This is a genomic window from Prochlorococcus sp. MIT 1300 (assembly GCF_034092375.1).
GTDB lineage: Bacteria > Cyanobacteriota > Cyanobacteriia > PCC-6307 > Cyanobiaceae > MIT-1300.
On sequence record NZ_CP139302.1, the window covers coordinates 1,478,906 to 1,504,425 of the forward strand.

A 25,520-nucleotide genomic window follows, 5' to 3' on the forward strand; every position below is an offset into this window, starting at 1 on the left:
GTCTTTCTCTGATTTTCATGAGCTGGCAAGGATCAGCTAATGATTACTGAATCATTGTCCAATGCGCCTGAGGGGAAAAGTTTCAGGCGTGTTGCGATTTGTTTGCAGTATGACGGATCTGGTTTTAGTGGATGGCAGTTTCAGCCCCATAGGCCCAGTGTTCAAGGTGTTTTACAGGAGGCCATTCAGAGCCTTGATCCATATAGGCCAATTAAAGCTATTGCTGCAGGAAGAACAGATGCAGGCGTACATGCAGCAGGTCAGGTAGTTCATTTTGATTGCTCTGGTCGGATACCTAGTGATCGTTGGGTATCTGCCTTGAATGGTCGCTTGCCTAAAACCATTAGGGTTCGAGAAGCAATTTCAATGCCAAGAAGATGGCATGCATGTCATTCAGCTAATTACAGGAGATATAGGTACACGATTTATAACGGCTGTAGACCTAATTTATTTCTTGATCATTGGACATGGCATAGATATCAAATCAGACTTGATGATGCATTGATGAGAAAGGCATTAGATGGGTTGATTGGCTACCACGATTTCTCTGCTTTCCAGCGATCTGGTAGTAAGCGGGCAGATGGATTTACCACTATTCAGGCTGTAGATATTGAAAGAGAAGGTGATTTAGTTGTAATTGAAATTCAAGCCACTGGTTTTTTATATGGAATGGTGAGATTGCTTGTTGGCCAGTTGGTGATGTTAGGTGAGCATCGACTGGCTTTAGATAGTTTTGAAAGAAGGTGGAAGCAGCAGCGGCGGCAGGAAGTTAAAGAGTCTGCTCCTGCCAAGGGTCTTTGCTTGCTTCGAGTGGGGTATGAGGAGCAATTGTTTTCAGAAGTTGGTTGGTTCGAGTCTTTTCCAAAGTATGTACTCTCAATAAGTGATCCTCCAGCAGACCCTTTGGAGATCAAATCGGGGCCCGGCTAAGCATTGTTCATATTGGTCTATCCCGAGAAATTGATTGCTACTTTGATCCTGTGTTGGTCATCTGGAGCTTGGGATTGTGAAGACGAGAGTGTAAGCTGTTGAATTGAGCTTTATTGATCCTAGTAAATGGGTCCTAAGGCTCTATTAACCAGCACTGTCGCTTGCGATTTTGTGCAAATTCGAACCGGCCTGCCGGCGTGATGAACAAGACCTCAATCCCTTCTAATGATTCCATTAATCGCCAGTGGTATCTGGTAGATGCTGAGAATCAGACCCTTGGAAGACTTGCTTCCGAAGTTGCTGCTGTCCTCCGCGGTAAAAACAAACCGAATTTCACTCCTCACTTAGATACAGGAGATTTTGTAGTTATTGTGAATGCCGAGAAGATTCGTGTAACTGGGAACAAGCCTCAGCAAAAGCTCTATCGGCGACATTCAGGACGGCCTGGGGGGATGAAAGTAGAAACCTTTGAGTCTTTACAGCAAAGAATTCCTGAGAGAATTCTTGAAAAAGCTATTAAAGGGATGTTGCCTCACAACGCTCTTGGGAGGCAGCTCTTTCGGAAATTGAAGGTCTATAAGGGACCTGAACACCCTCACTCGGCTCAGCAACCACAGATTATTACTTTAGATTCTTCGAATTCTTCTCAATGACTAGTTCTTCTAATAACAGTGTCGTTTACTGGGGTACTGGTCGCCGCAAGACTTCAGTAGCTCGTGTTCGTTTAATTCCTGGGAAAGGAAACGTCACTATTAATGGTCGCCCAGGAGACCATTATTTGAATTTTAACCCTGCATATATAGCTGCAGTAAAGGCACCTTTGCTGACTCTGGGACTAAATAATGATTATGACATTCTGGTAAATGTCCATGGTGGTGGACTGACTGGTCAGTCTGATGCCATTAAGCAAGGCGCTGCACGTGCTTTATGTGAGCTTTCGTTAGATAATCGCAAGCCTTTAAAGACTGAGGGTCATTTAAGTAGAGATCCCCGTGCTAAAGAGAGACGTAAATATGGATTGAAGAAGGCGCGTAAAGCTCCTCAATTCTCTAAACGCTAAATCAATTAGTTTTTTTGCTTTTCCTTCTTATGCCTAAACCCGATATCCATCCAACTTGGTATCCAGATGCAAAGGTTATTTGCAATGGCGAAGTCGTTATGACCACTGGGTCTACTCAGCCAGAAATTCATGTTGATGTCTGGAGTGGTAATCATCCCTTTTTTACGGGAACCCAGAAGATTTTGGATACTGAAGGAAGGGTTGATCGATTTATGCGGAAGTACGGCATGGGTTCTACTGATGCTGGTGCAGATGTGAAGCAAGCTAGTTCTTCCAATCAGAAATCTGATGAATCCAAGGTTGAGAAAGCTTAAATAGTCTCATTTATTAGGCGATGACTGTGCTTGGCCTCTTTAAGAGATGAGTATGGATTCTTCTGCTTTCAAGACAAGATTAGATACAGCAACCTCTACTTTTCGCAGTTTGGAGAGACAGCTTGCTGATCCTGATGTTGCTTCAGACCCGAAGCGCTTAGAAAATATTGCTCGGGAACGAGCCCGGTTAGAGCCCTTAGTTTTGAATTTTCAAGCACTTCGTAAAGCTGAGGAGGAATGGGATCAGGCCAAGGATTTGTTGCGCGAGATGAAAGGGGATCAAGATATGGAATCTTTAATTCAGGAGGAATTGCAGCAACTTGAGGAACTTAAGAAAAGTCTGGTAGAAAAGTTGACTTTGGCTTTGTTACCCCAAGACCCTAGAGATCAACGAAGTGTAATGCTAGAGATTAGAGCTGGCGCAGGAGGTGATGAGGCATGTTTGTGGGCTGGAGATCTTGCGAGAATGTATGAAAGGTATGGGCAGCGTGTTGGCTGGTCTGTTCAACCAGTTACTGGTACAGATGCTGAGATGGGTGGTTTTCGAGAATTAATTCTTTCTGTGAAAGGGGATTCAGTTTTTAGTCAACTTAAGTTTGAAGCCGGTGTTCACAGAGTTCAACGAGTTCCAGCGACTGAATCGCAAGGCAGAGTGCATACTTCTACCGCCACTGTGGCTGTTATGCCTGAAGCAGATCCAGTAGAAGTTCAAATAGACGCATCTGATATAGAAATGCATTCCGCTAGATCTGGAGGCGCTGGTGGACAGAATGTTAATAAAGTAGAAACAGCCGTTGATTTAATTCATAAACCAACCGGTATAAGAGTTTTTTGTACTCAAGAAAGATCTCAACTGCAAAATAGAGAGCGTGCTATGGAGATCCTTAGGGCGAAATTATTTGAGCTTCAACTTGCTGAAGCAAATGCAAAAGAAAGTTCTGCACGAAGGGCCCAGGTTGGCACAGGGGATCGAAGTGAAAAGATTCGGACGTATAACTACAAAGATAATCGTACTACTGATCATCGTTTAGGTAGTAACTTTTCATTAGAGCCTGTTCTTCAAGGACAATTAGAAGAGGTTATTGGTGCATGCTTAGCTGAAGAACAGCGAAGAAAAATTGAAGATTTAAGTAGAGAAGACTAGGCTAAAAGTTCTCTTTAGCGCCAGCCAATAACGTATTTACTCCACTCTTTATGATGGCCTGAGGCAATTATTTTGTTTGTTTGAAAGCTAAGGCTATTTAATGGTTTATGCGGAGGTTTTCGTAACTTCATATGTGCTTCGGCTGGAGTTCGGCTTCCTTTCTTTATGTTGCAAGGGAGACATGCAGTCGTAACGTTTTCCCAGGAATCGCTCCCGCCTCTGCTTCTGGGAATGACATGATCTATCGAAAGCTTATCTCCGTTATATCCACAGTATTGGCAGGAGGAGTTATCACGTTGAAGGATATTTTTACGAGTAAGTGGTAGTTCTCTAAAAGGCACCCTTACGAATTGACGTAGTCGTATCACCGTGGGAAGCATGATGTCTTTACGAATCACTCGACTTGAATCTTGCTCCAGACTTTCTGCTTTACCTTTAAGCATCATCACCATGGCTCTTTTCCAAGTGGTGATATTCAGCGGTTCGTAGGACGCATTTAAAACGAGAACCTGGACCATGCCAGCCCTTTGATTACGCGGCATGCTAACTGCATTAAACGGACAGCGCATTCCGTTGCAAATTCATTCTTAATGAGAGACGCCCTGGCTACTGTTCAAAATGATTTTTTGGGTAAGAAGCCTTTGGATCTTGTTGAATCCGACCCTCGTCAGCGTGCTTGGGTTGAAGTTTCCCCGCAGGCTGTAGAAGCAAATGTAATCAACCTCAAACGTCATTTGGCAAAAGACTGTGAACTTATGGCGGTTGTTAAGGCTGATGGATATGGCCATGGAGCTGCAACAGTCGCAAGGGCAGCGTCCAAGGGAGGCGCTACTTGCTTGGGGGTAGCCACTCTCCAGGAGGGTATTGAATTGCGCAATGCTGGTGTCCAAGCTCCGACATTAGTTTTAGGGAACATCACAGATGTTGAGGATTTGCGTGCTTGTCTTTATTGGGAACTTATGCCCACTCTTAGCAGTCAAAGCCAGGTGGAAATTTGCCAACAACTAGCCCAAGAATCTGGACGTAAGTTTCTTGTTCATTTGAAAGTTGATACAGGTATGGCGAGATTGGGTTGTGATTTAAAAGATGTTCCTGACTTGCTAGATAAAGTCTATAAATGTAGTGAAATACAGCTCAAGGGAATTTATAGTCACTTAGCACTTGCCGATGGCGATTTATTCGGGGAGGCGGCGAGATTTACTGAGTTACAGCGGCAGAGGTTTGATGATGTATTGAAACTATTACCAAAGGGTTCTGCTGGAATATCTAGACATCTTGCCAATTCTGCAGGCACTCTTCGCGACAGGAATCTTCATTACGACATGGTGAGAGTAGGGCTTTCTATCTATGGGTATAACCCTTTAAATCAAGTAGGCGAGGCGTTAACTTTAAGACCTGCCTTATCACTTAAGGCAAGAGTTACTTTGATTCGTGATGTTCCTGCTGGAGTAGGTATTAGTTATGGCCATAAATTTATAACTCAGCGTCAAAGTCGTCTGGCGGTTGTTGGTATTGGATATGCCGATGGAGTTTTGAGAGCGCTTTCTAATCGCATTGATGTTTTAGTAAATGGTGAGAAGGTCCCTCAAGTTGGTTCAATTACCATGGATCAATTGGTCATTGATATAACAGACAATCTCAATTTAGAGGTGGGTGAGGTAGTTACTCTTTTAGGTCAGGATGGAAAAAATCGGGTCACGCCGCAGGATTGGAGCCAAATGAGTGGTTCAATTCCATGGGAGATTCTTTGTGGTTTTAAAGATCGTTTACCTAGGCTTGTGATTTGAGGTCTTGATCATTGGCTGCTGCGATAAAAGACTCTTGATAAAGTAACGAAGCTGGAGAGGTGGCTGAGTGGTTGAAAGCGGCTCCCTGCTAAGGAGTTACAGGAGGCAACTTCTGTCGAGGGTTCGAATCCCTCCCTCTCCGTTCCAAGAAATCTTTAAAGAGTCTTTCGACCCTTTTAATTCGAACCCTTAAAACGTCGAAAGATTGTGCGGAGGAATAGGATATTGCTTTCGCAAAAAGCAAGTGACTGAAAAAACCGGGAAGGAACTAGCGACCATATCTGTTTACTTGAACACAGGAATAGTCGTGGGGATCTTTGCGGTCGGGTTTCTGGTTTCAGCTGTTTTGTTTGCTGCAATAACCCTTATTGCAAGGTGATTGTCCTGCTCTTTTAAAGGATTCCTTTAATGCAGCTTGTTTAGTTCATGAGCTAGCGCTGGCAATAGAAAGGAGTCCTTTGCCCTTTCGCGCCCTTGGCAAAAGACTACGAGCATCATGGGTTTGCCATGTGGGGGGGACCACCATGCAGCATCGTGGCGAGCTTGACTCATCCAGCCTGCTTTGCTCCATAGACGACTTCCTATAGGCAAGCCCTCCCCCAGAAAACCATCTACTTGGTTCTCTGGGTCAGATTTTCTTTGAGATAAATCAATTGATCTTGAAAGAATTGTTTTGAGTCTCTTTGAAGCTTGAGCAGAAATCATATTGTTGGTCATTATTCCCTCAAGCATTCGAGCAGTGCCAGCTGTCGTTAGGAGATTTCGATTTTTATTGCCTGCACCATAAAAATCTTTTTCTCTACCAAATGGGCCATCATTCCAGGTCTTTTGGCAGCAATTCACTGCTTCCAGTTCAGGCCAATTTAGAGAATTTAACCAGTTATTAATTAGGTTGCGTTGTTTTACCCAACTTTCCCATCTTTCTGGCTTTAGTGATTTGATTGATGGACCACTAGTTGTTCCAGTCAAAAGATCCACGATTAGGCTGGTTGCATCATTGCTCGATTGAGCAATCATTTCTTGCATTGCTCTTCGGAGTTCTTCGTTGTCCAGGATGAGGTCTTTTTTAAGCCAAGCTTCAATTGCTACGGCATAAAATAATTTGACTACACTTGCTGGATAAAGAGGACGTAGATCTGAAAAACCTGTGCCTAAACCGCTCCCAGGTACTGGAATTTGAGTCTCATAACGTATCCAAGTGATTGCAATGCTATCTGTTAAACCTGGTCGCCCTTCTGCAGTAAAACGATGCAACACCTTTTCTAGGTGGCTTTTCATTGCTGGATCGGAACGGTAAAACGCCATACCGCATGGAAAAAACTTATGAAGAGACTAGGCAGCCCTATCGAAAGGCATTTGATAGTTTGCAATTCCTACTGGCAACTTAAGGTAGGTGTGAACGGCTATGAAAATTCAACGACCCATGAGTTGGCTACTCAAGTTTTACCGGGTAGAACTTTTCGTGTGATTGAAGCCCCTGACTTGGAGGAAGGAAAAACTCCTGCAGTAACTAGGGTTAGGGTGAATTTGATGGAAGATGGATATTTATGTTGGCTAGATCTTGCTGCATTATTTGGATCAGCTTTTCAAATAGATATTTGGAATCCAGTTCTTTTTAGTAAAGCCGAAATTTATCGGCGTTTACCTGCTGTATTGCATTGGGTCGAATCGGCCGCTAAAGCACCGAATCAATATTTGTGGGGGGGCAGCATTGGCCCTGATTTCGACTGTTCAGGTCTTGTGCAAACTGCCTTTGCCAGCCAATCTATTTGGTTGCCTAGAGATGCCTATCAACAGGAAGGTTTCTGTACTCAGATTCCTGTTGCTGCTAATGACTTCAGCCTTTTGCGACCTTGCGACCTTCTTTTTTTTGGATCAAAAGATCATTGTGATCATGTTGCCCTTTATCGTGGTGATGGGTACTACTTGCATAGTTCCGGAAGGGAATATGGTCGCAACGGAATCGGATGTGATGGGTTGCATCCCAAAGACAATAATCCAATCGCAAATCATTATCGAGCCAGGCTTAGAGGTGTCGGAAGAGTCGAGCGTTGCCATGATGGGACAACACTGTCTTGAACAATTTGTGGTGTGTTCGCCCGTGATTGTTAATTGATGGCATGACTTTGCCCTTAGATCTCTCAGTAGTTGTTCCTATCTTTAATGAGGAGGAAAGCCTTGGCCAATTGGTTGAGCAATTACTGCTTGCCTTAAGACCTTCTGGTGAAAGCTTTGAAATAGTTTTAGTTAATGATGGCTCTACAGATAGCACTGCAAAGGTTATGGCATTGATAAGTGCTGAAGTGCCAGAGGTGGTTGGTGTTTTGTTACGTAAGAATTATGGACAAACAGCTGCTATGGCAGCGGGTTTCGATGTGGCTAAGGGGGAAATAATAGTTAGCCTTGACGGTGATTTGCAAAATGATCCAGCAGATATTCCTGTTTTGACTGCAAAGTTAAGGGAAGGTTATGACCTTGTCAGCGGGTGGAGGTTTCAAAGGCAGGACGCTGTTCTACGTAGAAAGCTGCCATCGAGAATTGCTAATCGACTAATTGGGCGCGTTACTGGAGTTCGCTTACATGATTATGGCTGTTCGCTCAAAGCATATAGAAAGGAAGTACTTGCGGATATGCGCCTCTATGGCGAACTCCATCGTTTTTTACCAGTCTTGGCCAATATCGAGGGTGCCAGGATTACTGAGGTGAAGGTTAACCATCGTGCGCGACAACACGGTATTAGTAAATACGGTATTGATCGCACATTCCGAGTGCTGATGGATTTGCTGACAGTCTGGTTTATGAATAGGTTTTTAACTCGCCCAATGTATGTCTTTGGCTTTGCTGGATTACTTGCAATAGCAGGGAGTTTCTTGGCTAGTGCCTATTTGCTTGTTGTAAAGATTATGGGGGAGGACATAGGTAACAGACCCCTTTTAACTTTGGCTTTAGTTCTGGGCTTAGCTGGTGTTCAACTTTTCTGTTTTGGCTTGCTAGGGGAATTGCAGATTAGGACTTACCACGAGAGCCAGGGACGCCCGATTTATCGCATAAGAGCAACATTGCGAGGTGGACGTATTTCTTGATTATTTTTGGCAAGTGTTCTTCCTCGATATTTGGAGATGGCAACAGCTGAGGATGTAACTACTCGACTATCTGAATCTCTAAGCCCTTGTCGAAGAATTTTCAAAACAGAGGAATGTCCCCAATATGCAGCAATTTGGATTGCTTCTAAGCGTTCCTCAGGACCAGCAGCCATTGCTTTTGTTAGTTGCCGTTGAAGTTCCAGTCGCTCTCTTGTGTTCGTAGGTAAAGCTAAAAGGCCATCTGATTGAGTTGTTCCGCTAGTGCTTCGCGGCTTTAAATCATTGTTGGATCTAACTAGGGTTGTTTGAACTTGCTGCAATTCAGTTCCTTGGGAGGAGGAACTTCCCTTAAGGACCTGAGGAGTGTTTTTCCTTCCTAAACCCCAAAGCAGTACTGAAAGTAGTAGAGCTGCAGAGCCTGCAAAAATCTCGTTCATTGGGCAAATCGCTAATTGGGGCTTGAGAGGAAATTGGGATGGGGAGTTCAGGATTGAACTTTTATGTCGTCAAAGGGTCTAATTTAGTTCGAAAAGAAGTGCAATCTATACAGTAACTATGGATCTATCGGCATATTCAATGTCTACAGAATTTGCTGCAGCCTGGCTGCCCGCCGTTTTTGTACCTCTCATCGGCCTTGTGACCCCCGCGGTCTTCATAGTGCTTGTAGGTAGGCATATCACTGCCACCGACTGAACGGTCGCCTCAAGTAAATCAAGCCAATTCCGTTCTATTAACTCATGACTGAATTTCAGGACCCATTCCTCAAATCTGGTAAGCCAGTTAAATTCCCAGAAAAGTACGTCGACAACACCGTCCGACCAGGTGACATCGGAGTGGCCGATCAGTGGGCTGTAAAGCCTGCTGCAGATCCTTGTGTTGGTGATTTGGCTACTCCTGTGAATAGTGGCTATTTCACTAAAGCTTGGCTTAACAACCTTCCTTTTTATCGGCCTGGGTTGTCACCAAACTTCCGCGGCCTAGAAATAGGTGCAATGTTTGGTTATGCCTTATATGGACCATTCGCAATAACAGGTCCATTCAGGAGTTCAGACTATGCATTGACAGCTGGTTTGTTGAGCACAATTGGTGCAGTCCACATCTTGACTGCTTTATTGGTTCTTTATAACTCTCCTGGCAAAGCACCGGCAGTTCAACCCCCTGATTGCACGATTGATAATCCGCCAGCAGATTTGTTTACCAAACATGGTTGGGCAGATTTCACCAGTGGTTTTTGGTTAGGTGGATGTGGGGGTGCACTCTTTGCATGGTTACTATGTGGAACCTTGCATCTTGATGCATTACTGAGAGTTCCACTCAGTGCTTGGAGTGTTGGTTGACTTTAGAAAAACTAGTAATTTCTTCAGAACCAACTTATTTGCCTTTTTCCTGATGAGCCTAATGCTCATCAGGAATTTTTTTATCATCTTTTGCCTGCAGGGCTAGAAATCAACTACCTTGATGTTCATTTCGTTCAGCAAAGGTTGTATGCAGATGGCCTTTTTAGGCTCGTTATTTTTTAGTCAAGGCTCATCAGGAGAGCTAACAGCACAGCTTTTAAATATTACTCACCCTATAGAGGGTACTTTGTGTTTAGTTGTCCTCGGAGTAGTTGTCAGGTGGAGGTTTCCAGACTTTTGGAATCACTTGCTCGAAAAACTGTCTGTCGGTAATGATGATATAAATCCAGACCTTTGACTATAATCTTGTTTGATTTTTTCCCATAAGAGATTAGTGCTTAATTAGTTATTTGTTGTGAGCAAAAATAATTAACCTATCGATTCTGAGAGCAGTTTTTGTGAATTTATCAATGTCTCGAATTTAGGGCTTCAAGTAAGCAGCTCTCGATTCTTTGAGTTAATTATTTAGGCGCAAAAAAAACCTCGCCAGATTATCTGACGAGGTTTTTTGGAGCTTAAGGCAAATCAGTTTTATCCGAATTTACCAGCGGTGGATGCAATTACGAATGCAGCAAATGTGACCGCCGTACCCACAACAAAGTGAGTTACTCCTACAAGTCGAGCTTGAACAATTGATAAAGCTACTGGCTTGTCTCTCCATCCAATCAAGTTGGCAATTGGAGTACGTTGATGAGCCCAAACGAGTGTTTCGATGAGTTCTTGCCAGTAACCTCTCCAGGAAATCAGGAACATGAATCCTGTTGCCCAAACCAGGTGTCCCCATAGGAACATAAATGCCCAAGGAGATAAAGCGTTAACGCCAAATGGGTTGTAGCCATTGATTAACTGTGAACTATTGAGCCACAAATAATCTCTAAACCAACCCATTAAATAGGTCCCAGATTCATTGAATTGGGCAACATTTCCAGACCAGATGGCTAGATGTTTCCAATGCCAGTAGAACTGAACCCAAGCAATTGTGTTAACTGCCCAGAACAATGCCATGTAGGTTGCATCCCAAGCGGAGCTATCACATGTGCCGCCTCGACCAGGTCCATCACAAGGGAAGGAATAGCCGAAGTCTTTTTTGTCTGGGATTAACTTTGAACCCCTGGCATCAAGTGCACCTTTGATAAGGATTAATGCCGTTGTATGGACGCCGAGTGCAATGCCATGGTGAACCATGAAGTCAGCGGGGCCTATAGGTAGGAAGTTGGTTGTTGCATCTGGCGCATTAACCAAATCCATCCAATAGTGATTGCCAGGTATGTTTGCTGCTGCAAGGGTGGCAGCGCTATTACTACTTGAAAGCAGTGTGTCAAAGCCATACATGACTTTTCCACTGAATCCCATAAGCATTTGAGCAAAAATTGGCTCAATTAGGATTTGCTTTTCAGGAGTACCAAAAGCAATACATACATCGTTGTGTACATATATGCCCAGAGTGTGGAAGCCAAGAAGCATAGTTACCCAACTTAGATGGCTAATTAGTGCTTCTTTAGTTCCTAGAACTCTTGCAAGAACATTGTCTTTGTTTAGTTCTGGGTCATAATCTCTGACGAAGAAAATTGCTCCGTGAGAGAAGGCTCCAACCATCAATAAAACTGCAATGTACTGATGGTGTGTATAAAGAGCTGCCTGAGTTGTGTAGTCCTGAGCAATGTATGCGTAGGAAGGAAGCGCACCCATGTGGTGAGCGACAAGGCTACAAGCAACACCTAAACAAGCCAGAGCAAGTCCAAGTTGGAAGTGCAATGAGTTGTTGACAGTTTCGTAGATACCGTTGTGGTTAATACCGAAGTAACCCTTATGAGGATCATTTGGGTGACTGGTGTTATGGCCTTCGGTGATCTCCTTAAGGGTGTGACCTATGCCAAAGGTGTTTCGGTACATATGACCACCAATAATCATCACTACACCTAGAGCTAGATGGTGATGAGCTATATCGGTTAGCCAAAGTGAACCGCTTCCAGGGTGCATGCCACCAAGGAAAGTCAGGATTGCTGTACCTGCTCCAGTAGTACTACCAAATACGGCATCCACAGAATCTGGATTCTGTGCGTATGCGCCCCAGTTTCCAGTAAAGAAAGGAGCTAGACCATCTGGATGAGGAAGAACTTCAAGCCAGTTGTCCCATCCGACATGCTGACCACGTGATTCAGGGATTGCCACATGAACAAGGTGTCCAGTCCATGCGATGTTGCTAAATCCGAATAAGACAGCGATGTGGTGGTTTAGCTGCGCTTCAGCGTTTTTGAACCATGCCAAAGATGGACGGAACTTGGGCTGAAGATGTAACCAGCCTGCAAATAGCAGCCAGCACACCATGATGTTGATGAAAATGGCGCCCTGATAGAGCTCAACATTGGATCTCATTCCAATTGTGTACCACCAGTGGTAGAGACCGGAATAAGCAATGTTGACTGGGCCAGATGCACCAGCTTGAGTTAATGCAGTAGTTAGGCCTTCACCGAGGTGGGGGTCCCATACTGCGTGAGCGATTGGGCGAACATGAGTTGGGTCGGCGACCCAAGCCTCGAAGTTGCCCTGCCAGGCGATGTGGAACAGGTTTCCTGCAACCCATAAGCCGATAATTGCAAGGTGTCCGAAATGAGTAGCAAAAATCTTTTGATAAAGCTGCTCTTCGGTGACACCGTCATGACTCTCGAAATCGTGAGCCGTGGCGATGCCATACCAAATACGGCGGGTTGTAGGGTCCTGTGCCAGACCCTGGCTGAACGAAGGAAATTTCGTGGCCATAGGGGAAAGGTCAGGAAAGGTCAGCCGAGCCCAAGAAGGCGGGCATGGAAGAAGGTCCAGGTGGTGACAATACCTCCAAGAAGGAAGTGAGTAACACCCACTGCACGACCTTGTGTAATTGATAGGGCACGTGGCTGGATTGTTGGAGCAATCCTTAGCTTGTTATGAGCCCAAATGATTGACTCAAACAACTCTTGCCAGTAACCACGGCCGGTGAATAGGAACATCAGGCTGAAAGCCCAGATGAAATGTCCACCAAGGAACAACAAGCTATAAGAACTTATCGAAGTGCCATAGCCAGTTAGTACCTGTGAAGACTGAGCCCATAAGTAGTCACGCAACCAACCATTGATTGTGATTGAACTTTGAGCGAAGTTGCCTCCAGTTAGTCCCCATACGTCGCTTTGCATCTTCCAGGAGAAGTAGAAGATGATTACTGATATGGAGTTGTACATCCAGAAAAGGCCTAGGAACACATGGTCCCAAGAAGAAACCTGACATGTACCACCTCTACCTGGTCCATCACATGGGAAGCGGAAACCTAGTTGAGCTTTGTCTGGAATCAGACGAGAGCTTCTGGCATACAGCACCCCTTTAAGGAGGATGAGGACAGTCACGTGAATCGTGAATGCATGGACGTGGTGAATCATTAAGTCGGCAGTCCCTAAAGGAATGTCGAAAGCTTCACTTACGCCGCCAGGAAGGTTTCCAGCTCCAACAGCAGCGGCGGTGCCGACTGATGAATGCCAAATGTTCTGAACCCATTGAGCTAAGAATGGCTGAAGCTGAATAGCGCTGTCACTAAACATGTCCTGAGGGCGTCCCAGGCCACGCATCACATCGTTATGGATGTACAGGCCAAAGCTATGGAAGCCAAGGAACATGCAAACCCAGTTGAGGTGACTAATCAACGCATCACGTGCTTTGAGAATTCTGTCAAGCACGTTGTCAATATGAACTGCTGGGTCGTAATCCCGCACCATTGCTATACCACCGTGTGCAGCAGCTCCACAGATCATCAGACCACCAATCCACATATGGTGAGTAAATAGTCCAAGCACAGTTGCATGGTCTATTGACAGGTATGGATATGGAGGTAGCGCATACATATGATGCGCAATGATGATGCTTGCTGAGCCAACACAAGCAAGGTTGATGCTCAGCTGAGCATGCCAGCTATTGCTGAGGAACTCAAAGATTCCGTCGTGGCCATTGGGTGCTGGGAAAAGAATGGGATCGCCTTTGGCGTTCGCCATGATTTCCTTCATGCTGTGGCCTACACCCATAGTGTTGCGCCACATGTGTCCGCCGAAGATAGCGAAAACACCCCAGGCCAAATGGTGATGAGCAATGTCAGTTGCCCAAAGGCTTCCAGTAACTGGATTTAACCCTCCATTGTTGGTGAGGAAATCGCTGAAGGCCCACCAATTAAGACTGAAGAAGTTTCCTACTCCAGATGCAAGACCAGGGAAGATCTGGCCCACGAGGTTTGCGTTATAGAGCTCATGGGGGAGTGGGATGTCTGCAACGCTTGCAATTGTTTGACCATTTAGTACAAGCGGATTGCCTGCATCAATGGCATCAAGCATTGCGTTAGTGGGATTGGCCACATGTATTAAGTGACCTCCCCAGCCAATAGAACCAAGACCAATCAGACCAATCTGATGGTGCTGGAGCATCGACTCGATCTTTTGGAACCACTCCAGCTTTGGAGCTGCTTTGTGGTAGTGGTAGATCCCTCCATGGAGCACTAAGGCTGCCATTACAAGTGCACCAATGGCTAGAGCCATTAGTTCAGTTTCACTTGTAATACCCCAGGCTCTCCACATTTGGAAAATTCCTGAGGTGATCTGAAGGCCTTGGAAATTGCCCCCTAAATCAGCATTAAGGATTTCTTGGCCGACTATTGGCCAAACCACCTGCGCACCTGGTTTCACGTGCGTGGGGTCGGCTAGCCAACCTGAGTAGTTGGAAAAGCGGGCACCGTGGAAGAAGGCACCACTCATCCAAATAAACACAACAGCCAAGTGGCCGAAGTGGGCCGAAAAGATTTTTCGGCTCGTTTCTTCCACATCACCGATGTGGGTTTCAAAATCGTGAGCGTCTGCGTGGAGGTTCCAAATCCAGGTTGTGGTTTTGGGACCTTTGGCGAGGCTTCTAGACCAGAAACCGGGCTGTCCGGCTTTTTCAATGTCGGCTGGGACGGGGTCCCTGTCGACAGGCTGGTCGTAAATAGCCTTCGTCCCACGCTCTGGTGGGCTAATGGTCATCGAGAGGTTCCTCGAGGTACGGGTATCGAGGTGGAGGGCCACCCCTTGGACAGGCACATAGGTCCTGCCAGGGCCCCGAGATCGCAATTGCATAAAGCAAAAATGAACTCGGGCGCCAGTGATAGTGGAGGTAGAAACCTGCCTTTTCACTGGAGCGAGTGGGCCCCTGTAAGGGGACCGCTCCCGAAAGCATAAATGCGACAGCCGGTCACTACTGAAGCCAGTAACAAATGTTCTATCCGTCCGTTAATCAGTCTGGGCCTGGAGTCTTCAGAAGAGTCTCGGCTAGCCCTTGATACTTAATTCACGTAAATTTACATCTACCAGGCAAGAGTATGTTTGAGGCCTAAGTAACATAAATAAAGAAATCAGTCATAATAAGACTTTGTGGCGGATTTTCTTCCTCTTTGCAGAGCTCTCAAGATGCCCAAATTGCTCTGTTGCCCCTAGGTTGAAGTTGGAGGGGGTTGTTGAGGTGATGTTTTGAAAAGCAATTTTTGCTTGTTATCCCGATTAATTAAATTTTTCCAAATTCTCTCTCTAGTTTGTTTACTGATCTTCGCTTCGGCATGGTCTGTTGATGGCTTGCCTGCCTTTCAGTTCAAAGACGAACAGGAAGCCTTCGCAGAGCTGGACTCTTTTCATTTGGAAGAAGTCCCCCCTTCCGCGGTTGTGGAGCAATTGCGCAATGAACTCGATGAATATCAGCCAACTTTGAGTCTCCTAAGTCCCTCTAGTGGAGATGTCTTGCCAACACAAGATTGGGAATTGTTGATGCAAGTAAAAGATTGGCCTATCAATAATGATAGGGAACTTGGGATAGGACCCCATGTGGTTTTGCAAGTTGATGATGCTGAACCAGTTCGATTAACTGATGAAAACGATGGAGAACTTAGAGTCCTTATGAAAGCTTTAAAGCCAGGGACTCATAGACTGTCTGCTTATCTCGCATACCCATGGGGAGAAGCTGTAAGAAGTCCTGGTAGTAGGCTTCAGTGGCGCCTGCATTCATTACAGTCATTAGAAGGCACTCAGCCGGAGGATGATCAACCTTGGCTTACTGTTGTGAGCCCTTCTGATTTAAGTAGTATTGAACCTATTTTAATTGACTGGATACTTTGGAATGCTCCTTTGCAGAATCTGATTGAAGGAGACATAGTTTGGCGCATGAGAATAACGCTTGATGGAGAGAGTTTCCTTTTGTCTTCTGAAGAGCCGATTTGGATAAAGGGGTTTGGGGATCAAGCAAGTACTGTCCAATTTGAATTATTAGATGGAATGGGTGAGGCGATAGAGCCTGTCTTTAATAAACAATTAGTGGAACTTAATTCAACTGAATTTGATAATAAACCCATTTGGATGAATTCAGACATTAGTGATAAATCTGTTGCCAGACTCTTAGGCCAAGGCCCTCAGGACTTAGAGAAATCCTCCACCATTGAGCAAATGACTTTTAGTTCTGATCAGAGTTTGTTCAATAAAGAAGAGTTGCCAATTCCTGAGGAGAGCTTAGATGTTATGAGCTCCAAGGTATTAGACCCACCTAAAGAGAGTATTAAGGAGTCTTCCCCTTAAGAATTTGCTCAGCATTTTGAAAGTCCTCTTGATATTGTTCCCCTGAAAAAAACATCAGCTAAATCTCACTCCGATCGATTGGCTCTTGGCCTTTCAGCGAGTTCATGGCCTTTGCTGCAAAGACTAAGGGATAGGTCTTTTGTTTATAGCTTGGCACTAACAGCTAGGGCAGCTTTGGCGGTTAAAAATTTGCCCGAGGATGTATTTGTAGGGTCCGCAAGTGAAATTATTGAGAAACATTGGGTTAAAGGAGGAACAATTTTTGTTGTTGGAGCTATTGGCGCAGTTACACGATTAATAGCTCCTTTGCTAAAGAACAAAGTAGATGATCCAGCTGTGATTGTTCTTGATGCTTTCCCTTTGAATATTGTCCCACTAGTTGGTGGTCATCAGGCTGGGGCTGAAGATTTAGCACATCAGGTGGCTGCTGCGTTTGGCGCTAAAGCTGTGATAACTGGAGATTCGTATTTTCATAGAAGATTGGCCTTAGATAGTTTTGGAGAAGCGTGGGGATGGTTGCCGGGAGGTAGCTCAGAAGCTTGGCAAGATTTAATGCTGAGACAAGCGTCTTTTGAAAAAGTTTGTCTAGAACAAAGCTCAGGTACGAAATTGTGGCAATCCACTCAAGGCTTTTTTAATTCTTTTATCTCAGCGAATGAAGAGAGATCATTGACTGGCGGAAACCTACACATTGGCCCTTGTTCAGTCAGACAATGTGGATGGCATCCTGCAACCTTATGGCTTGGGATTGGTTGTGAGCGCGCTACTAGTTTTGAATTGTTGGAGGAAGTGGTTACTCAAACTTTGCAGGAAGAAGGCTTTGCTCCAGAAGCTGTTGCAGGTATCGCAACTATTGATTTGAAATCAGATGAGCCAGCTCTAATCACTTTGTCAAAAGAGAAAGCTTGGCCAACAAGATTTTTTAATGCAGTTGCTCTTTCTAAAGTTCCAGTTCCAAACCCTTCAGTTGCAGTTCAAAAGGAAGTGGGTACTCCTTCTGTTGCAGAAGCTGCCGCAATTCTTGCGGCTCAAAACAGCAATGGTTTAAGAGTTCAGAAACAGATATATCGCGCTAGAGCTGGTCAACAAGGTGCAGTCACTATTGCTATAGCTGAATCAGAAGCACCCTTTGCCCCAAGAAGAGGTGAGTTGCATTTGGTTGGTAGTGGTCCTGGCGATTTGTCCATGCTTACTCAAGATGCTCGTTTTGCGCTTGCCAGGTCAGTCGTTTGGGTCGGATATACCCCTTATTTGGATTTATTGGAACCATTACGAGGGTTTCATCAAGCCCGTGTAGAAGGGAAATTAACCCATGAAAAAGATCGTTGCAAACAAGCACTTGACTTGGCTATGCAGGGAGTTCGAGTCGCATTGATTTCTTCGGGCGATAGTGGAATTTATGGAATGGCTGGCTTGGCCCTTGAGTTTTGGATGAGATTGCCTATAGAGGCTAGGCCATTATTTCAAGTACATCCCGGTGTCTCTGCATTCCAAATGGCGGCTGCCCGATCAGGAGCTCCTCTCATGCAGGACTTTTGTGCTATTAGTCTTAGTGATTATTTGACTCCATGGAAGACAATTGAGTCTCGCTTGCATGCTGCAGCACAAGGAGATTTTGTGGTTGCGCTATACAACCCAAGGTCTATAGATCGTGAGTGGCAATTAAAGAAAGCCATAGAAGTTTTTTTAGAATATAGAGCTACGAATACACCAGTTTTATATAGTCGACAACTTGCACGTCCAAACGAATATGTAAAGCTATTTACCCTTGCAACATTGCCTATTGAGGAAGTTGATATGTTGACTTTGGTCCTTGTAGGAAATAGTGCCAGTTCTTCTAAGGATGGGATTTTTCTGACCCCTCGGGGGTATTCCTAATGAGGGTTTAGTTTTGAAGTCGGGATGACAGGATTCGAACCTGCGGCCCCTTCGTCCCGAACGAAGTGCGCTACCAAGCTGCGCTACATCCCGATATTGGTCTTTATAAGAAGGGGCTTGGACTGTGGCCAGTTGCTTCTTAAAGTTGCTTTATTAGGAGGGAAGTCTTGTTAAAACCAACTTGGCTAAGAGTAAAGGCTCCTCAGCATGAGCGTATTGGGGATGTAGCGGAATTGCTTTCGGATCTCAATTTAAATACTGTTTGTCAAGAAGCTAGTTGCCCAAATATTGGGGAGTGTTTTGCAGGTGGTACAGCTACCTTTTTAATTATGGGACCAGGCTGTACAAGAGCCTGTCCTTATTGTGATATTGATTTTGATAAGAGTAAAAGAGACCTTGATTTAACCGAACCTCTTCGCCTTGCTGAGGCAGTGGCTAGGATGAGGCTGCGTCATGTTGTTATTACATCGGTTAATCGTGATGATCTAGGGGATGGTGGAGCCAGTCATTTTGTAGCTTGTGTTGAGGCAGTTCGGAAGAAATCGCCTAAGACTTCTGTTGAATTATTAATACCAGATTTTTGTGGGAACTGGGATGCACTAGAGCAAGTAATGACATCTTCACCAGAAGTTCTTAACCACAATATTGAGACTGTGCCAAGACTTTATTCAAAAGCCCGACCACAAGCAGAGTACAAAAGATCTTTAGAGCTTTTGAGCAGGGTAAAAGTTGATAGCCCAAAGGTATATACTAAATCTGGTTTAATGGTTGGTCTAGGTGAAACAGATGATGAGGTTTTAGATGTATTGGCAGATTTAAAATCCCATAATGTTGATATAGTAACTATTGGTCAATACCTTTCTCCTGGAGAAAAGCATTTGCCAGTTGAGCGTTTTGTTCCCCCAACACAGTTTGAGGTGTTTCGTGTAAAAGGTGAAGAGGAATTGGGCTTTCTTCAGGTTATTAGTACACCACTTACTCGTAGTAGTTATCATGCGGGAGAGGTTCAGTCTTTGATGGAGAAATTCCCTCGATAAATATTTATATTAGTGAACCTATAACTGGAATCCATTCTTGTATTTCCCATGTGACTAAACCTGCAACAATCATAGGGTCTTGTTTAATTAATATCGTTGCAGTTTCGATATCTTTTGATTCAAGGACTAATAATCCACCTCCTCCTGGTTTGCCTTGTGCATCGACTAAATACCCACTAGATATATTTAACCCTTGCGACCTTAAATGATTAACCCAACTCTTATGGGCATTAATATAATGTTTTTTTTTCTGAGGAACTAATTCTAGAGCTTTTGGCTTGAAGATCTCTGTTTTTATAAATAAGGGCATATTTAAACTGCAACTTTTTCTTTTTCAGCCAAGCCAACTTTGGCCCTTTCGCTTGGGGGTACAAGAACCTTAAACTTCTTGCTCCAAAGCTCCCAATCTAAAAGAATTTCCTTTGCTTTGTTGCTATCAGTTTCTTTGGCATGAGACTCGAGTAATGGCTTTATAAGTAATTCTTGTTCAGGAGTAGTTAGGTCGAAAATGTCTACATTATCTTTGTTGACGCGCAAGTTTGCACGCTGATCTTCGTCCAGTAGAAAAGTGACACCACCAGTCATGCCTGCTGCGACATTCCTTCCTGTAGATCCAAGGATTACTACTATGCCGCCTGTCATATATTCGCAGCAGTGATCTCCAGAACCTTCAACTACCGCTTGGGCACCACTATTCCTGACTGCGAATCTCTCACCTACTCTTCCTAGGGCGAATAGCTTGCCACCAGTAGCTCCGTAGAGACATGTATTTCCAAGAATTACTTGTTTGCTTTTATTGGAGACTTCTTGAGGAGGTATAACAGTTATGAGCCCACCATTAATACCCTTGCCTACATAGTCATTGGCTTCACCAACTAATCTGATATTCATGCCCTGTATTAGAAATGCTCCAAAGCTTTGCCCCGCAGAACCATTAAAGGTGAGATCTAATTGGCCTTTGAAGCCTTTATTTCCATATAGTTGAGCTATTTCTCCAGAGACCCTTGCACATACACTTCTGTCAGTATTTTTTATACTAATAGATCTAAAAATTCTCCCATGGTTATTAACTGCAGTTCGAAAATCTTGGTCATTTAGCAATTTTTCCTCCAATATCGGACCATTGCTATGAGCATTTTTATCATGAATGACCCAATTTCGATTGTTTGCTTCTTCGATTGGCGTAAGTAAACAAGTAAGATCTACAGCCTTTGTCTTTGTTAGTTCAACTTCCCTAGGTTTAAGTAGTTCTGTGCGACCAATCAATTCTTCTAATTTCTTATAGCCAAGTACACTCATTATTTGCCTTACCTCTTCGGCAATAAAGAGGAAGAAATTAACAACGTGTTCAGGTAGACCCGGAAATCTTTTTCGTAGATTCGCTTTTTGCGTTGCTACACCTACAGGGCAATTATTGGTATGACAAACTCTGGCCATAATGCATCCCTCTGCAATCATAGCTACGGATCCAAATCCATATTCTTCGGCTCCAAGTAATGCGGCTATAACTACATCCCAACCTGTTTTTAAACCACCGTCCGCGCGAAGTAAAACTCGATCTCTTAATCCATTTTCAAGAAGAGATCTATGTACTTCCGTAAGTCCCAATTCCCAAGGGCATCCCGCATGCTTGATGGAACTAAGAGGGGAGGCCCCAGTCCCGCCGTCATGACCTGAGATTTGAATAACATCAGCATTGGCTTTTGCAACTCCAGCAGCAATAGTTCCTATACCAATTTCAGCAACAAGTTTTACGCTAACTTTGGCAGTGGGGTGAATTTGGTGTAGGTCGTGGATAAGTTGTGCGAGGTCTTCTATGGAATAAATGTCATGGTGAGGAGGTGGAGAAATAAGTGCTACGCCAGGCTTGCTATTGCGTAATTTTGCTATATATGAATCAACTTTTGGGCCTGGCAGTTGCCCTCCCTCCCCAGGTTTTGCCCCTTGAGCAACTTTTATTTCAAGCTGCTTTGCACTTCGAAGATATTCAGGCGTAACTCCGAAACGGCCAGAAGCAACTTGTTTTATTGCTGAACATGCAGTATCTCCATTTCGGAGACCATTAATGGTTGGTAGGGTCTGTGAATGACTTTCGTTGTCAACATCATCAAGGATTTTGAACCTAGCTGGGTCTTCTCCACCTTCACCACTATTACTTTTACCTCCAATTCTGTTCATAGCTATAGCGAGAACTTCATGAGCTTCTCTTGACAATGCTCCGAGGCTCATGCCTCCTGTGCAAAAACGTTGGCAAATGCTTTCAACACTTTCAATTTGATCAAGTGGAATTGGATTTTGTGCAAGCTTAAAAGTAAGTAGATCTCTAAGAGCTGTAGAAGGCCTATTTTCTAAAAGTGTTTTATAAGTTGAAAAATGATCGTAACTTGGGCCAGCTTTTACTGCTTCATGCAGAGCTTTGGACATTTCGGGAGTATTAAGGTGAAACTCTCCACCATTTCGATATTGAACGAATCCCATAAATTCGAGCTTCTTGCGGTCTAGTTCGGGAAAAGCTTTTGTGTGGAAGCAAAGTGTTTCTATGGCCAAGTCATTAATAGTTAGGCCTGCAATACGACTAGTTGTTCCTTGGAAGGCCAAGTTAATCAGGTCGGCGCCAATGCCTATAGCTTCAAAGATTTGAGCTCCGTGGTAACTTGCCAACATTGATATTCCAATTTTTGAAAGTATTTTTCTCAAACCATCTTCTAAAGCCTTTTGTAAGTTTTTTTGTGCCTCTTCGATTTTAAGATTGGGTAACTTGTTTGTTTCTATAAGTTTTTGTGTTCGAGGAAGTTTCCACCAATGTCTAGTGGTTTCTAATGCAAGCCAGGGGCAAACTGCACTTGCTCCATAGCCAATTAAACAAGCTAAATGATGCGTGCTCCAACATTGAGCAGTGTCAACTACAAGAGAGGTATTTAGGCGAAGCCCTTTCTTAAGTAGATAATGGTGAACAGCTCCTACTGCAAGAAGAGGAGATATATAAGTGGTTTTTGCATTAACTCCGCGGTCTGAAAGGATAAGAATTTGAACTCCCTCTAGAACAGCATTTTCTGCTTTTTTGCATAACTTTTCAACTGCTTCCGTGAGGCCTTGAGGACCATCTTCTACAGAAACTAGAGTTGAAATAGTCTGTGTAGAAAGTTTCTGGTTAGATAGTGTATTGAGTTCTGATTCGTTAAGTACTGGACTTTGTATATGTATTACTGAAGCTGCTGAAGACTCTGGCTGAAGAGAGCATCCGCGTTTGCCTAGATGCATCTCTAGACTCATGACTAATTTTTCTCGAAGAGGATCAATGGGTGGATTGGTAACTTGTGCAAATCGTTGTTTAAAATAGTCAAAAAGTAAATGAGGTTTTGTAGAAAGAATGGCAAGAGGAATGTCATCTCCCATGCAATATGTTGGTTCTTTCGCTCCCCCTGCCATTGCGTCAATGACAAGGTCAAAATCTTCCGCGGTAAAGCCGAAGGCTGTTTGTTGTTGAAGTAAATCTAGATCTGACAGCAATGTGTTTTCTTGCCATGGTTGAGGAGTGAGAGTTTTTCGATTTTCGGAAAGCCATTGGGCATATGGATAACGAGAGGCAGTTTCTTCTTTCACATCCCAATTACGAAGAAGCCGCCTTTCTTGCAGGTTCACTGCAAGCATCTGGCCCGGACCAAGGCGTCCTTTTTCAATGATTTGATTGTCTTCTAATTCCACAACTCCTGTTTCAGAGCCCATAACAACAAACCCGTCACGGGTGATGCAATAGCGGGCAGGACGCAGCCCATTGCGGTCTAAGGTCGCACCAACGTAATTACCGTCTGCAAAAACAAGCAATGCTGGACCGTCCCAAGCTTCTTGGGTACAGGCTGAATACTCGTAAAAGGCTTGTATCTCTGGTTTTTCCTTTAGCTCGGGCTGATTGCGAAATGCCTCTGGAACGAGAGTTAGAAGACTGTCTGTAATCGGTCGCCCACTGCGCACTAATAGCTCGAGCGTGGCATCTAGATTTGCGGAGTCGCTGAATTGTGGATTGACAACTGGTTTTATGTCATTCGCATTATTTTCCCAAACTTTTTGAAGATTTACTTCTGTAGCTTTTGCCCAATTCAGGTTCCCTAAAAGAGTATTTATTTCCCCGTTATGTCCTAATAGGCGCATTGGCTGAGCTAGTGGCCAACGTGGAAGAGTATTAGTGCTAAATCTGCGGTGATATACGGCAAAAGCTACTTCAAATCTAGGATCTTGCAGGTCCGTGAAAAATCTGGATAAGACTTCTGAGCGGACCATTCCTTTGTAAACAATCGTTTGGTTGCTTAGAGAACTTATGTATAGCTGTTCTGCGTCAATACCCCAGGCGCACCTTGTTCTTTCTCCTATACGGCGTCTGAGTCGAAACAATAAAGCTTCTAGCTCTTTGCCTGTTTGGGTGCCAGTAATAAGCCATTGCTCAATTCTTGGTGCGGTTTTTAGTGCAAGAGGGCCAAGCTCGCTGCTATTGACTGGTACCTGCCTCCAACCAATGGAGTTGAGGCCTAGGGAAACAGCTTCTTCTTCGCAAAAATTCTTGGCTTGCCTCCTTTTGGCTTTGTCTTGAGGGAAAAAGATCATGCCTAGACCAGATGAACTGGTATTAAGCGGTTCAGCTTCTTTCCAAATTGCTTTTAAATAGCTCCAAGGAATTCCGCAGAGAATTCCTGCTCCATCGCCAGAATCGCTATCACCGCCGCAGCCTCCTCGGTGTTCCATGCATTCCAGGCCGCGAAGGGCTTGTTTTAGAACCCAATTACTTTTTTCTCCTTCGATATGAGCTAAAAAGCCGACACCGCAGGCATCTTTCTCACCGGCTACTGCTAGCGGAGCATGGCTATCGCAGTAGGGCCATTCATGTTCATTGAGGACTTGAGACATAACCTTTTAACCAAGCTGTCTTTCTTGCTTGAGCGGAAGAGGAACTAACTGGGGAAACATCAACTGTTAATCCTAGAGATGTGCCTTCCTAAAAAGACCTGCATTGAATGAGGTGGTTGACTTCCACCGTCTTTCATTAGGCTTTTCTACTAGCTTAATTTTCCATTGGAAAATTGGGTGAGAGGGTTTTGTATTGGTAATCGTTTTAAGGGAATTCATTGTTGTGCTTAAAGTTTTTTTTTGCTGACATGCTTTAGCTTTCTTTAACAAGGGTCATGTCTCAGCATGCTCTCAATCAAATCAAGGCCTTCTTGCAAGGCTCTGTAGCTTTTCAGTTTTAACCATTTAGTCATGAGCAAATGCAACTCCTTTTAGGGAGGTGACCAAGTATTGTGGGAGATTGTGAAAACCGGTCGGACATCCGACCATATGTTTATCGTCGATGCCAACTATCCAACAGCTGATTCGTACTGAGCGACAGCGACTCACACGTAAAACCAAATCACCTGCTCTGCGTGCTTGCCCTGAGCGAAGAGGAGTCTGTACAAGGGTTTATACCTCAACCCCTAAAAAGCCCAACTCAGCTTTGCGAAAAGTTGCTCGTGTAAGACTCACTTCGGGCTTTGAAGTAACTGCCTATATCCCAGGTATTGGTCATAATCTTCAAGAGCACTCGGTAGTACTTATTCGAGGTGGAAGAGTTAAGGATCTTCCTGGTGTTCGATATCACATCATTAGAGGGACTCTTGATACTGCTGGAGTTAAAGATCGTCGTCAGGCTCGATCTAAGTACGGAGCAAAGTCACCTAAGGAGTGACCAACTTCTATTAATTTGAATCTTTTCTTAGCTCTTAATTAACTTCAAACACTTTCTTATCTATGTCTCGCCGTAATGCTGCTGAGAAACGTCCAGTTCTTCCTGACCCTCAGTTTAATAATCGATTGGCGACCATGATGGTTGCACGTTTGATGAAGCATGGGAAGAAATCAACCGCTCAGCGAATCCTTTCTCAAGCATTTGGATTAATCAATGAACGGACTGGTTCCGATCCAATTGAGTTATTTGAAACCGCAGTAAAGAATGCCACGCCCCTTGTAGAAGTCAGAGCTAGAAGAGTGGGTGGAGCTACCTATCAGGTCCCTATGGAAGTGCGGCAGGAAAGAGGAACTGCTATGGCATTGAGGTGGCTAGTTAATTTTTCACGAGCAAGAAACGGCAGGAGCATGGCTCAAAAGCTTGCTGGAGAACTCATGGATGCAGCTAATGAAGCAGGTAGTGCGGTTCGAAAAAGGGAGGAAACCCATAAGATGGCAGAAGCCAACAAGGCTTTTGCTCACTACCGCTATTGACCTACATCAGCCTTTCTAGGAACTCGTCAATTGAGT

Annotated in this window: 23 protein-coding genes and 2 tRNA genes; 17 read left to right on the plus strand and 8 right to left on the minus strand. The window is 44.3% G+C overall.

The features are described from left to right. The first annotated feature begins 39 nt into the window (after nucleotides 1–39). The 5 genes from truA (at nucleotide 40) to prfA (ending at nucleotide 3,448) form a co-directional block, all read left to right on the plus strand. The gene (gene truA, locus SOI83_RS07680) at nucleotides 40–930 is read left to right on the plus strand and encodes a tRNA pseudouridine(38-40) synthase TruA (RefSeq protein WP_320676100.1); all 891 of its coding nucleotides are present in this window, start codon (nucleotides 40–42) and stop codon (nucleotides 928–930) included. Nucleotides 931–1,130: 200 nt separating this feature from the next. Further along, nucleotides 1,131–1,583: a 50S ribosomal protein L13 gene (gene rplM / locus SOI83_RS07685; protein WP_320676101.1), complete on the plus strand. Its 453-nt coding sequence runs from the start codon at nucleotides 1,131–1,133 to the stop codon at nucleotides 1,581–1,583. Next, nucleotides 1,580–1,990, plus strand: coding sequence for a 30S ribosomal protein S9 (gene rpsI, locus SOI83_RS07690; protein ID WP_320676102.1), 411 nt, complete (start codon nucleotides 1,580–1,582; stop codon nucleotides 1,988–1,990). Before rplM ends, rpsI begins: the two co-directional genes overlap by 4 nt. Nucleotides 1,991–2,019: 29 nt before the next feature. After that, a complete protein-coding gene (gene rpmE / locus SOI83_RS07695; RefSeq protein ID WP_320676103.1) occupies nucleotides 2,020–2,304 on the plus strand; it encodes a 50S ribosomal protein L31 in 285 nt (94 codons plus the stop codon). Nucleotides 2,305–2,356: 52 nt separating this feature from the next. Beyond that, entirely contained in the window at nucleotides 2,357–3,448 is a 1,092-nt protein-coding gene (gene prfA, locus SOI83_RS07700) for a peptide chain release factor 1 (RefSeq protein WP_320677715.1), read from the plus strand. Nucleotides 3,449–3,462: 14 nt separating this feature from the next. On the opposite strand, the gene SOI83_RS07705 is transcribed toward prfA, so the two are convergent. Further along, nucleotides 3,463–3,966 carry an HNH endonuclease gene (locus tag SOI83_RS07705; RefSeq protein ID WP_320677716.1) on the minus strand — a complete coding sequence of 168 codons (504 nt, stop codon included), beginning with the start codon at nucleotides 3,964–3,966 and terminating at the stop codon, nucleotides 3,463–3,465. Nucleotides 3,967–4,038: 72 nt separating this feature from the next. Between SOI83_RS07705 and alr the strand changes: the two genes are divergently transcribed. Further along, nucleotides 4,039–5,235, plus strand: a complete 1,197-nt coding sequence (gene alr, locus SOI83_RS07710; protein ID WP_320676104.1) for an alanine racemase — start codon at nucleotides 4,039–4,041, stop codon at nucleotides 5,233–5,235. Between the two features lie 53 nt (nucleotides 5,236–5,288). Further along, nucleotides 5,289–5,377 (plus strand) — tRNA-Ser (locus SOI83_RS07715). A 263-nt stretch (nucleotides 5,378–5,640) separates the two neighbouring features. On the opposite strand, the gene SOI83_RS07720 is transcribed toward SOI83_RS07715, so the two are convergent. After that, on the minus strand, nucleotides 5,641–6,540 hold the full coding sequence (locus SOI83_RS07720; protein WP_320676105.1) for a serine hydrolase: 900 nt from the start codon (nucleotides 6,538–6,540) through the stop codon (nucleotides 5,641–5,643). Between the two features lie 18 nt (nucleotides 6,541–6,558). On the opposite strand from SOI83_RS07720, the gene SOI83_RS07725 reads away from it, so the two are divergent. Further along, nucleotides 6,559–7,314: a C40 family peptidase gene (locus SOI83_RS07725; protein ID WP_320676106.1), complete on the plus strand. Its 756-nt coding sequence runs from the start codon at nucleotides 6,559–6,561 to the stop codon at nucleotides 7,312–7,314. A gap of 41 nt (nucleotides 7,315–7,355) precedes the next feature. Further along, entirely contained in the window at nucleotides 7,356–8,318 is a 963-nt protein-coding gene (locus SOI83_RS07730; RefSeq protein ID WP_320676107.1) for a glycosyltransferase family 2 protein, read from the plus strand. On the opposite strand, the gene SOI83_RS07735 is transcribed toward SOI83_RS07730, so the two are convergent. Continuing rightward, on the minus strand, nucleotides 8,276–8,755 hold the full coding sequence (locus SOI83_RS07735; RefSeq protein WP_320676108.1) for a HEAT repeat domain-containing protein: 480 nt from the start codon (nucleotides 8,753–8,755) through the stop codon (nucleotides 8,276–8,278). The genes SOI83_RS07730 and SOI83_RS07735 overlap by 43 nt on opposite strands. 139 nt (nucleotides 8,756–8,894) lie before the next feature. Between SOI83_RS07735 and SOI83_RS07740 the strand changes: the two genes are divergently transcribed. From SOI83_RS07740 to SOI83_RS07750, 3 genes are all read left to right on the plus strand, one after another. Then, entirely contained in the window at nucleotides 8,895–9,011 is a 117-nt protein-coding gene (locus SOI83_RS07740; RefSeq protein WP_320677717.1) for a photosystem I reaction center subunit VIII, read from the plus strand. A 44-nt stretch (nucleotides 9,012–9,055) separates the two neighbouring features. Continuing rightward, nucleotides 9,056–9,655: a photosystem I reaction center protein subunit XI gene (locus tag SOI83_RS07745; RefSeq protein WP_320676109.1), complete on the plus strand. Its 600-nt coding sequence runs from the start codon at nucleotides 9,056–9,058 to the stop codon at nucleotides 9,653–9,655. Nucleotides 9,656–9,776: 121 nt separating this feature from the next. After that, nucleotides 9,777–10,013, plus strand: a complete 237-nt coding sequence (locus SOI83_RS07750) for a hypothetical protein (RefSeq protein WP_320676110.1) — start codon at nucleotides 9,777–9,779, stop codon at nucleotides 10,011–10,013. 233 nt (nucleotides 10,014–10,246) lie between these two features. On the opposite strand, the gene psaB is transcribed toward SOI83_RS07750, so the two are convergent. After that, complete coding sequence (gene psaB / locus SOI83_RS07755; protein ID WP_320676111.1) at nucleotides 10,247–12,475, minus strand: photosystem I core protein PsaB; 2,229 nt, start codon at nucleotides 12,473–12,475, stop codon at nucleotides 10,247–10,249. Between the two features lie 20 nt (nucleotides 12,476–12,495). Beyond that, nucleotides 12,496–14,745 carry a photosystem I core protein PsaA gene (psaA, locus tag SOI83_RS07760; protein WP_320676112.1) on the minus strand — a complete coding sequence of 750 codons (2,250 nt, stop codon included), beginning with the start codon at nucleotides 14,743–14,745 and terminating at the stop codon, nucleotides 12,496–12,498. Nucleotides 14,746–15,330: 585 nt separating this feature from the next. On the opposite strand from psaA, the gene SOI83_RS07765 reads away from it, so the two are divergent. Together SOI83_RS07765 and cobJ are read left to right on the plus strand one after the other, a co-directional pair. Further along, nucleotides 15,331–16,320 carry a hypothetical protein gene (locus SOI83_RS07765; RefSeq protein WP_320676113.1) on the plus strand — a complete coding sequence of 330 codons (990 nt, stop codon included), beginning with the start codon at nucleotides 15,331–15,333 and terminating at the stop codon, nucleotides 16,318–16,320. 78 nt (nucleotides 16,321–16,398) lie between these two features. Next, nucleotides 16,399–18,198: a precorrin-3B C(17)-methyltransferase gene (gene cobJ / locus SOI83_RS07770; protein WP_320676114.1), complete on the plus strand. Its 1,800-nt coding sequence runs from the start codon at nucleotides 16,399–16,401 to the stop codon at nucleotides 18,196–18,198. A 19-nt stretch (nucleotides 18,199–18,217) separates the two neighbouring features. On the opposite strand, the gene SOI83_RS07775 is transcribed toward cobJ, so the two are convergent. Continuing rightward, nucleotides 18,218–18,291: transfer RNA gene (locus SOI83_RS07775), tRNA-Pro, on the minus strand. A 74-nt stretch (nucleotides 18,292–18,365) separates the two neighbouring features. Here SOI83_RS07775 and lipA point away from each other — a divergent pair. Continuing rightward, nucleotides 18,366–19,235 carry a lipoyl synthase gene (gene lipA, locus SOI83_RS07780; protein WP_320676115.1) on the plus strand — a complete coding sequence of 290 codons (870 nt, stop codon included), beginning with the start codon at nucleotides 18,366–18,368 and terminating at the stop codon, nucleotides 19,233–19,235. A 4-nt stretch (nucleotides 19,236–19,239) separates the two neighbouring features. Here lipA and SOI83_RS07785 read toward each other — a convergent pair whose 3' ends face one another. Together SOI83_RS07785 and gltB are read right to left on the minus strand one after the other, a co-directional pair. Next, entirely contained in the window at nucleotides 19,240–19,545 is a 306-nt protein-coding gene (locus tag SOI83_RS07785; RefSeq protein ID WP_320676116.1) for a YciI family protein, read from the minus strand. A 2-nt stretch (nucleotides 19,546–19,547) separates the two neighbouring features. Further along, nucleotides 19,548–24,134 (minus strand): glutamate synthase large subunit, encoded by a 4,587-nt coding sequence (gltB, locus tag SOI83_RS07790; RefSeq protein WP_320676117.1) that lies wholly within the window; start codon nucleotides 24,132–24,134, stop codon nucleotides 19,548–19,550. A 442-nt stretch (nucleotides 24,135–24,576) separates the two neighbouring features. On the opposite strand from gltB, the gene rpsL reads away from it, so the two are divergent. Together rpsL and rpsG are read left to right on the plus strand one after the other, a co-directional pair. Beyond that, on the plus strand, nucleotides 24,577–24,951 hold the full coding sequence (rpsL, locus tag SOI83_RS07795; protein WP_320676118.1) for a 30S ribosomal protein S12: 375 nt from the start codon (nucleotides 24,577–24,579) through the stop codon (nucleotides 24,949–24,951). Nucleotides 24,952–25,013: 62 nt separating this feature from the next. Then, nucleotides 25,014–25,484, plus strand: coding sequence for a 30S ribosomal protein S7 (gene rpsG / locus SOI83_RS07800; RefSeq protein ID WP_320676119.1), 471 nt, complete (start codon nucleotides 25,014–25,016; stop codon nucleotides 25,482–25,484). Nucleotides 25,485–25,520 lie beyond the last annotated feature (36 nt).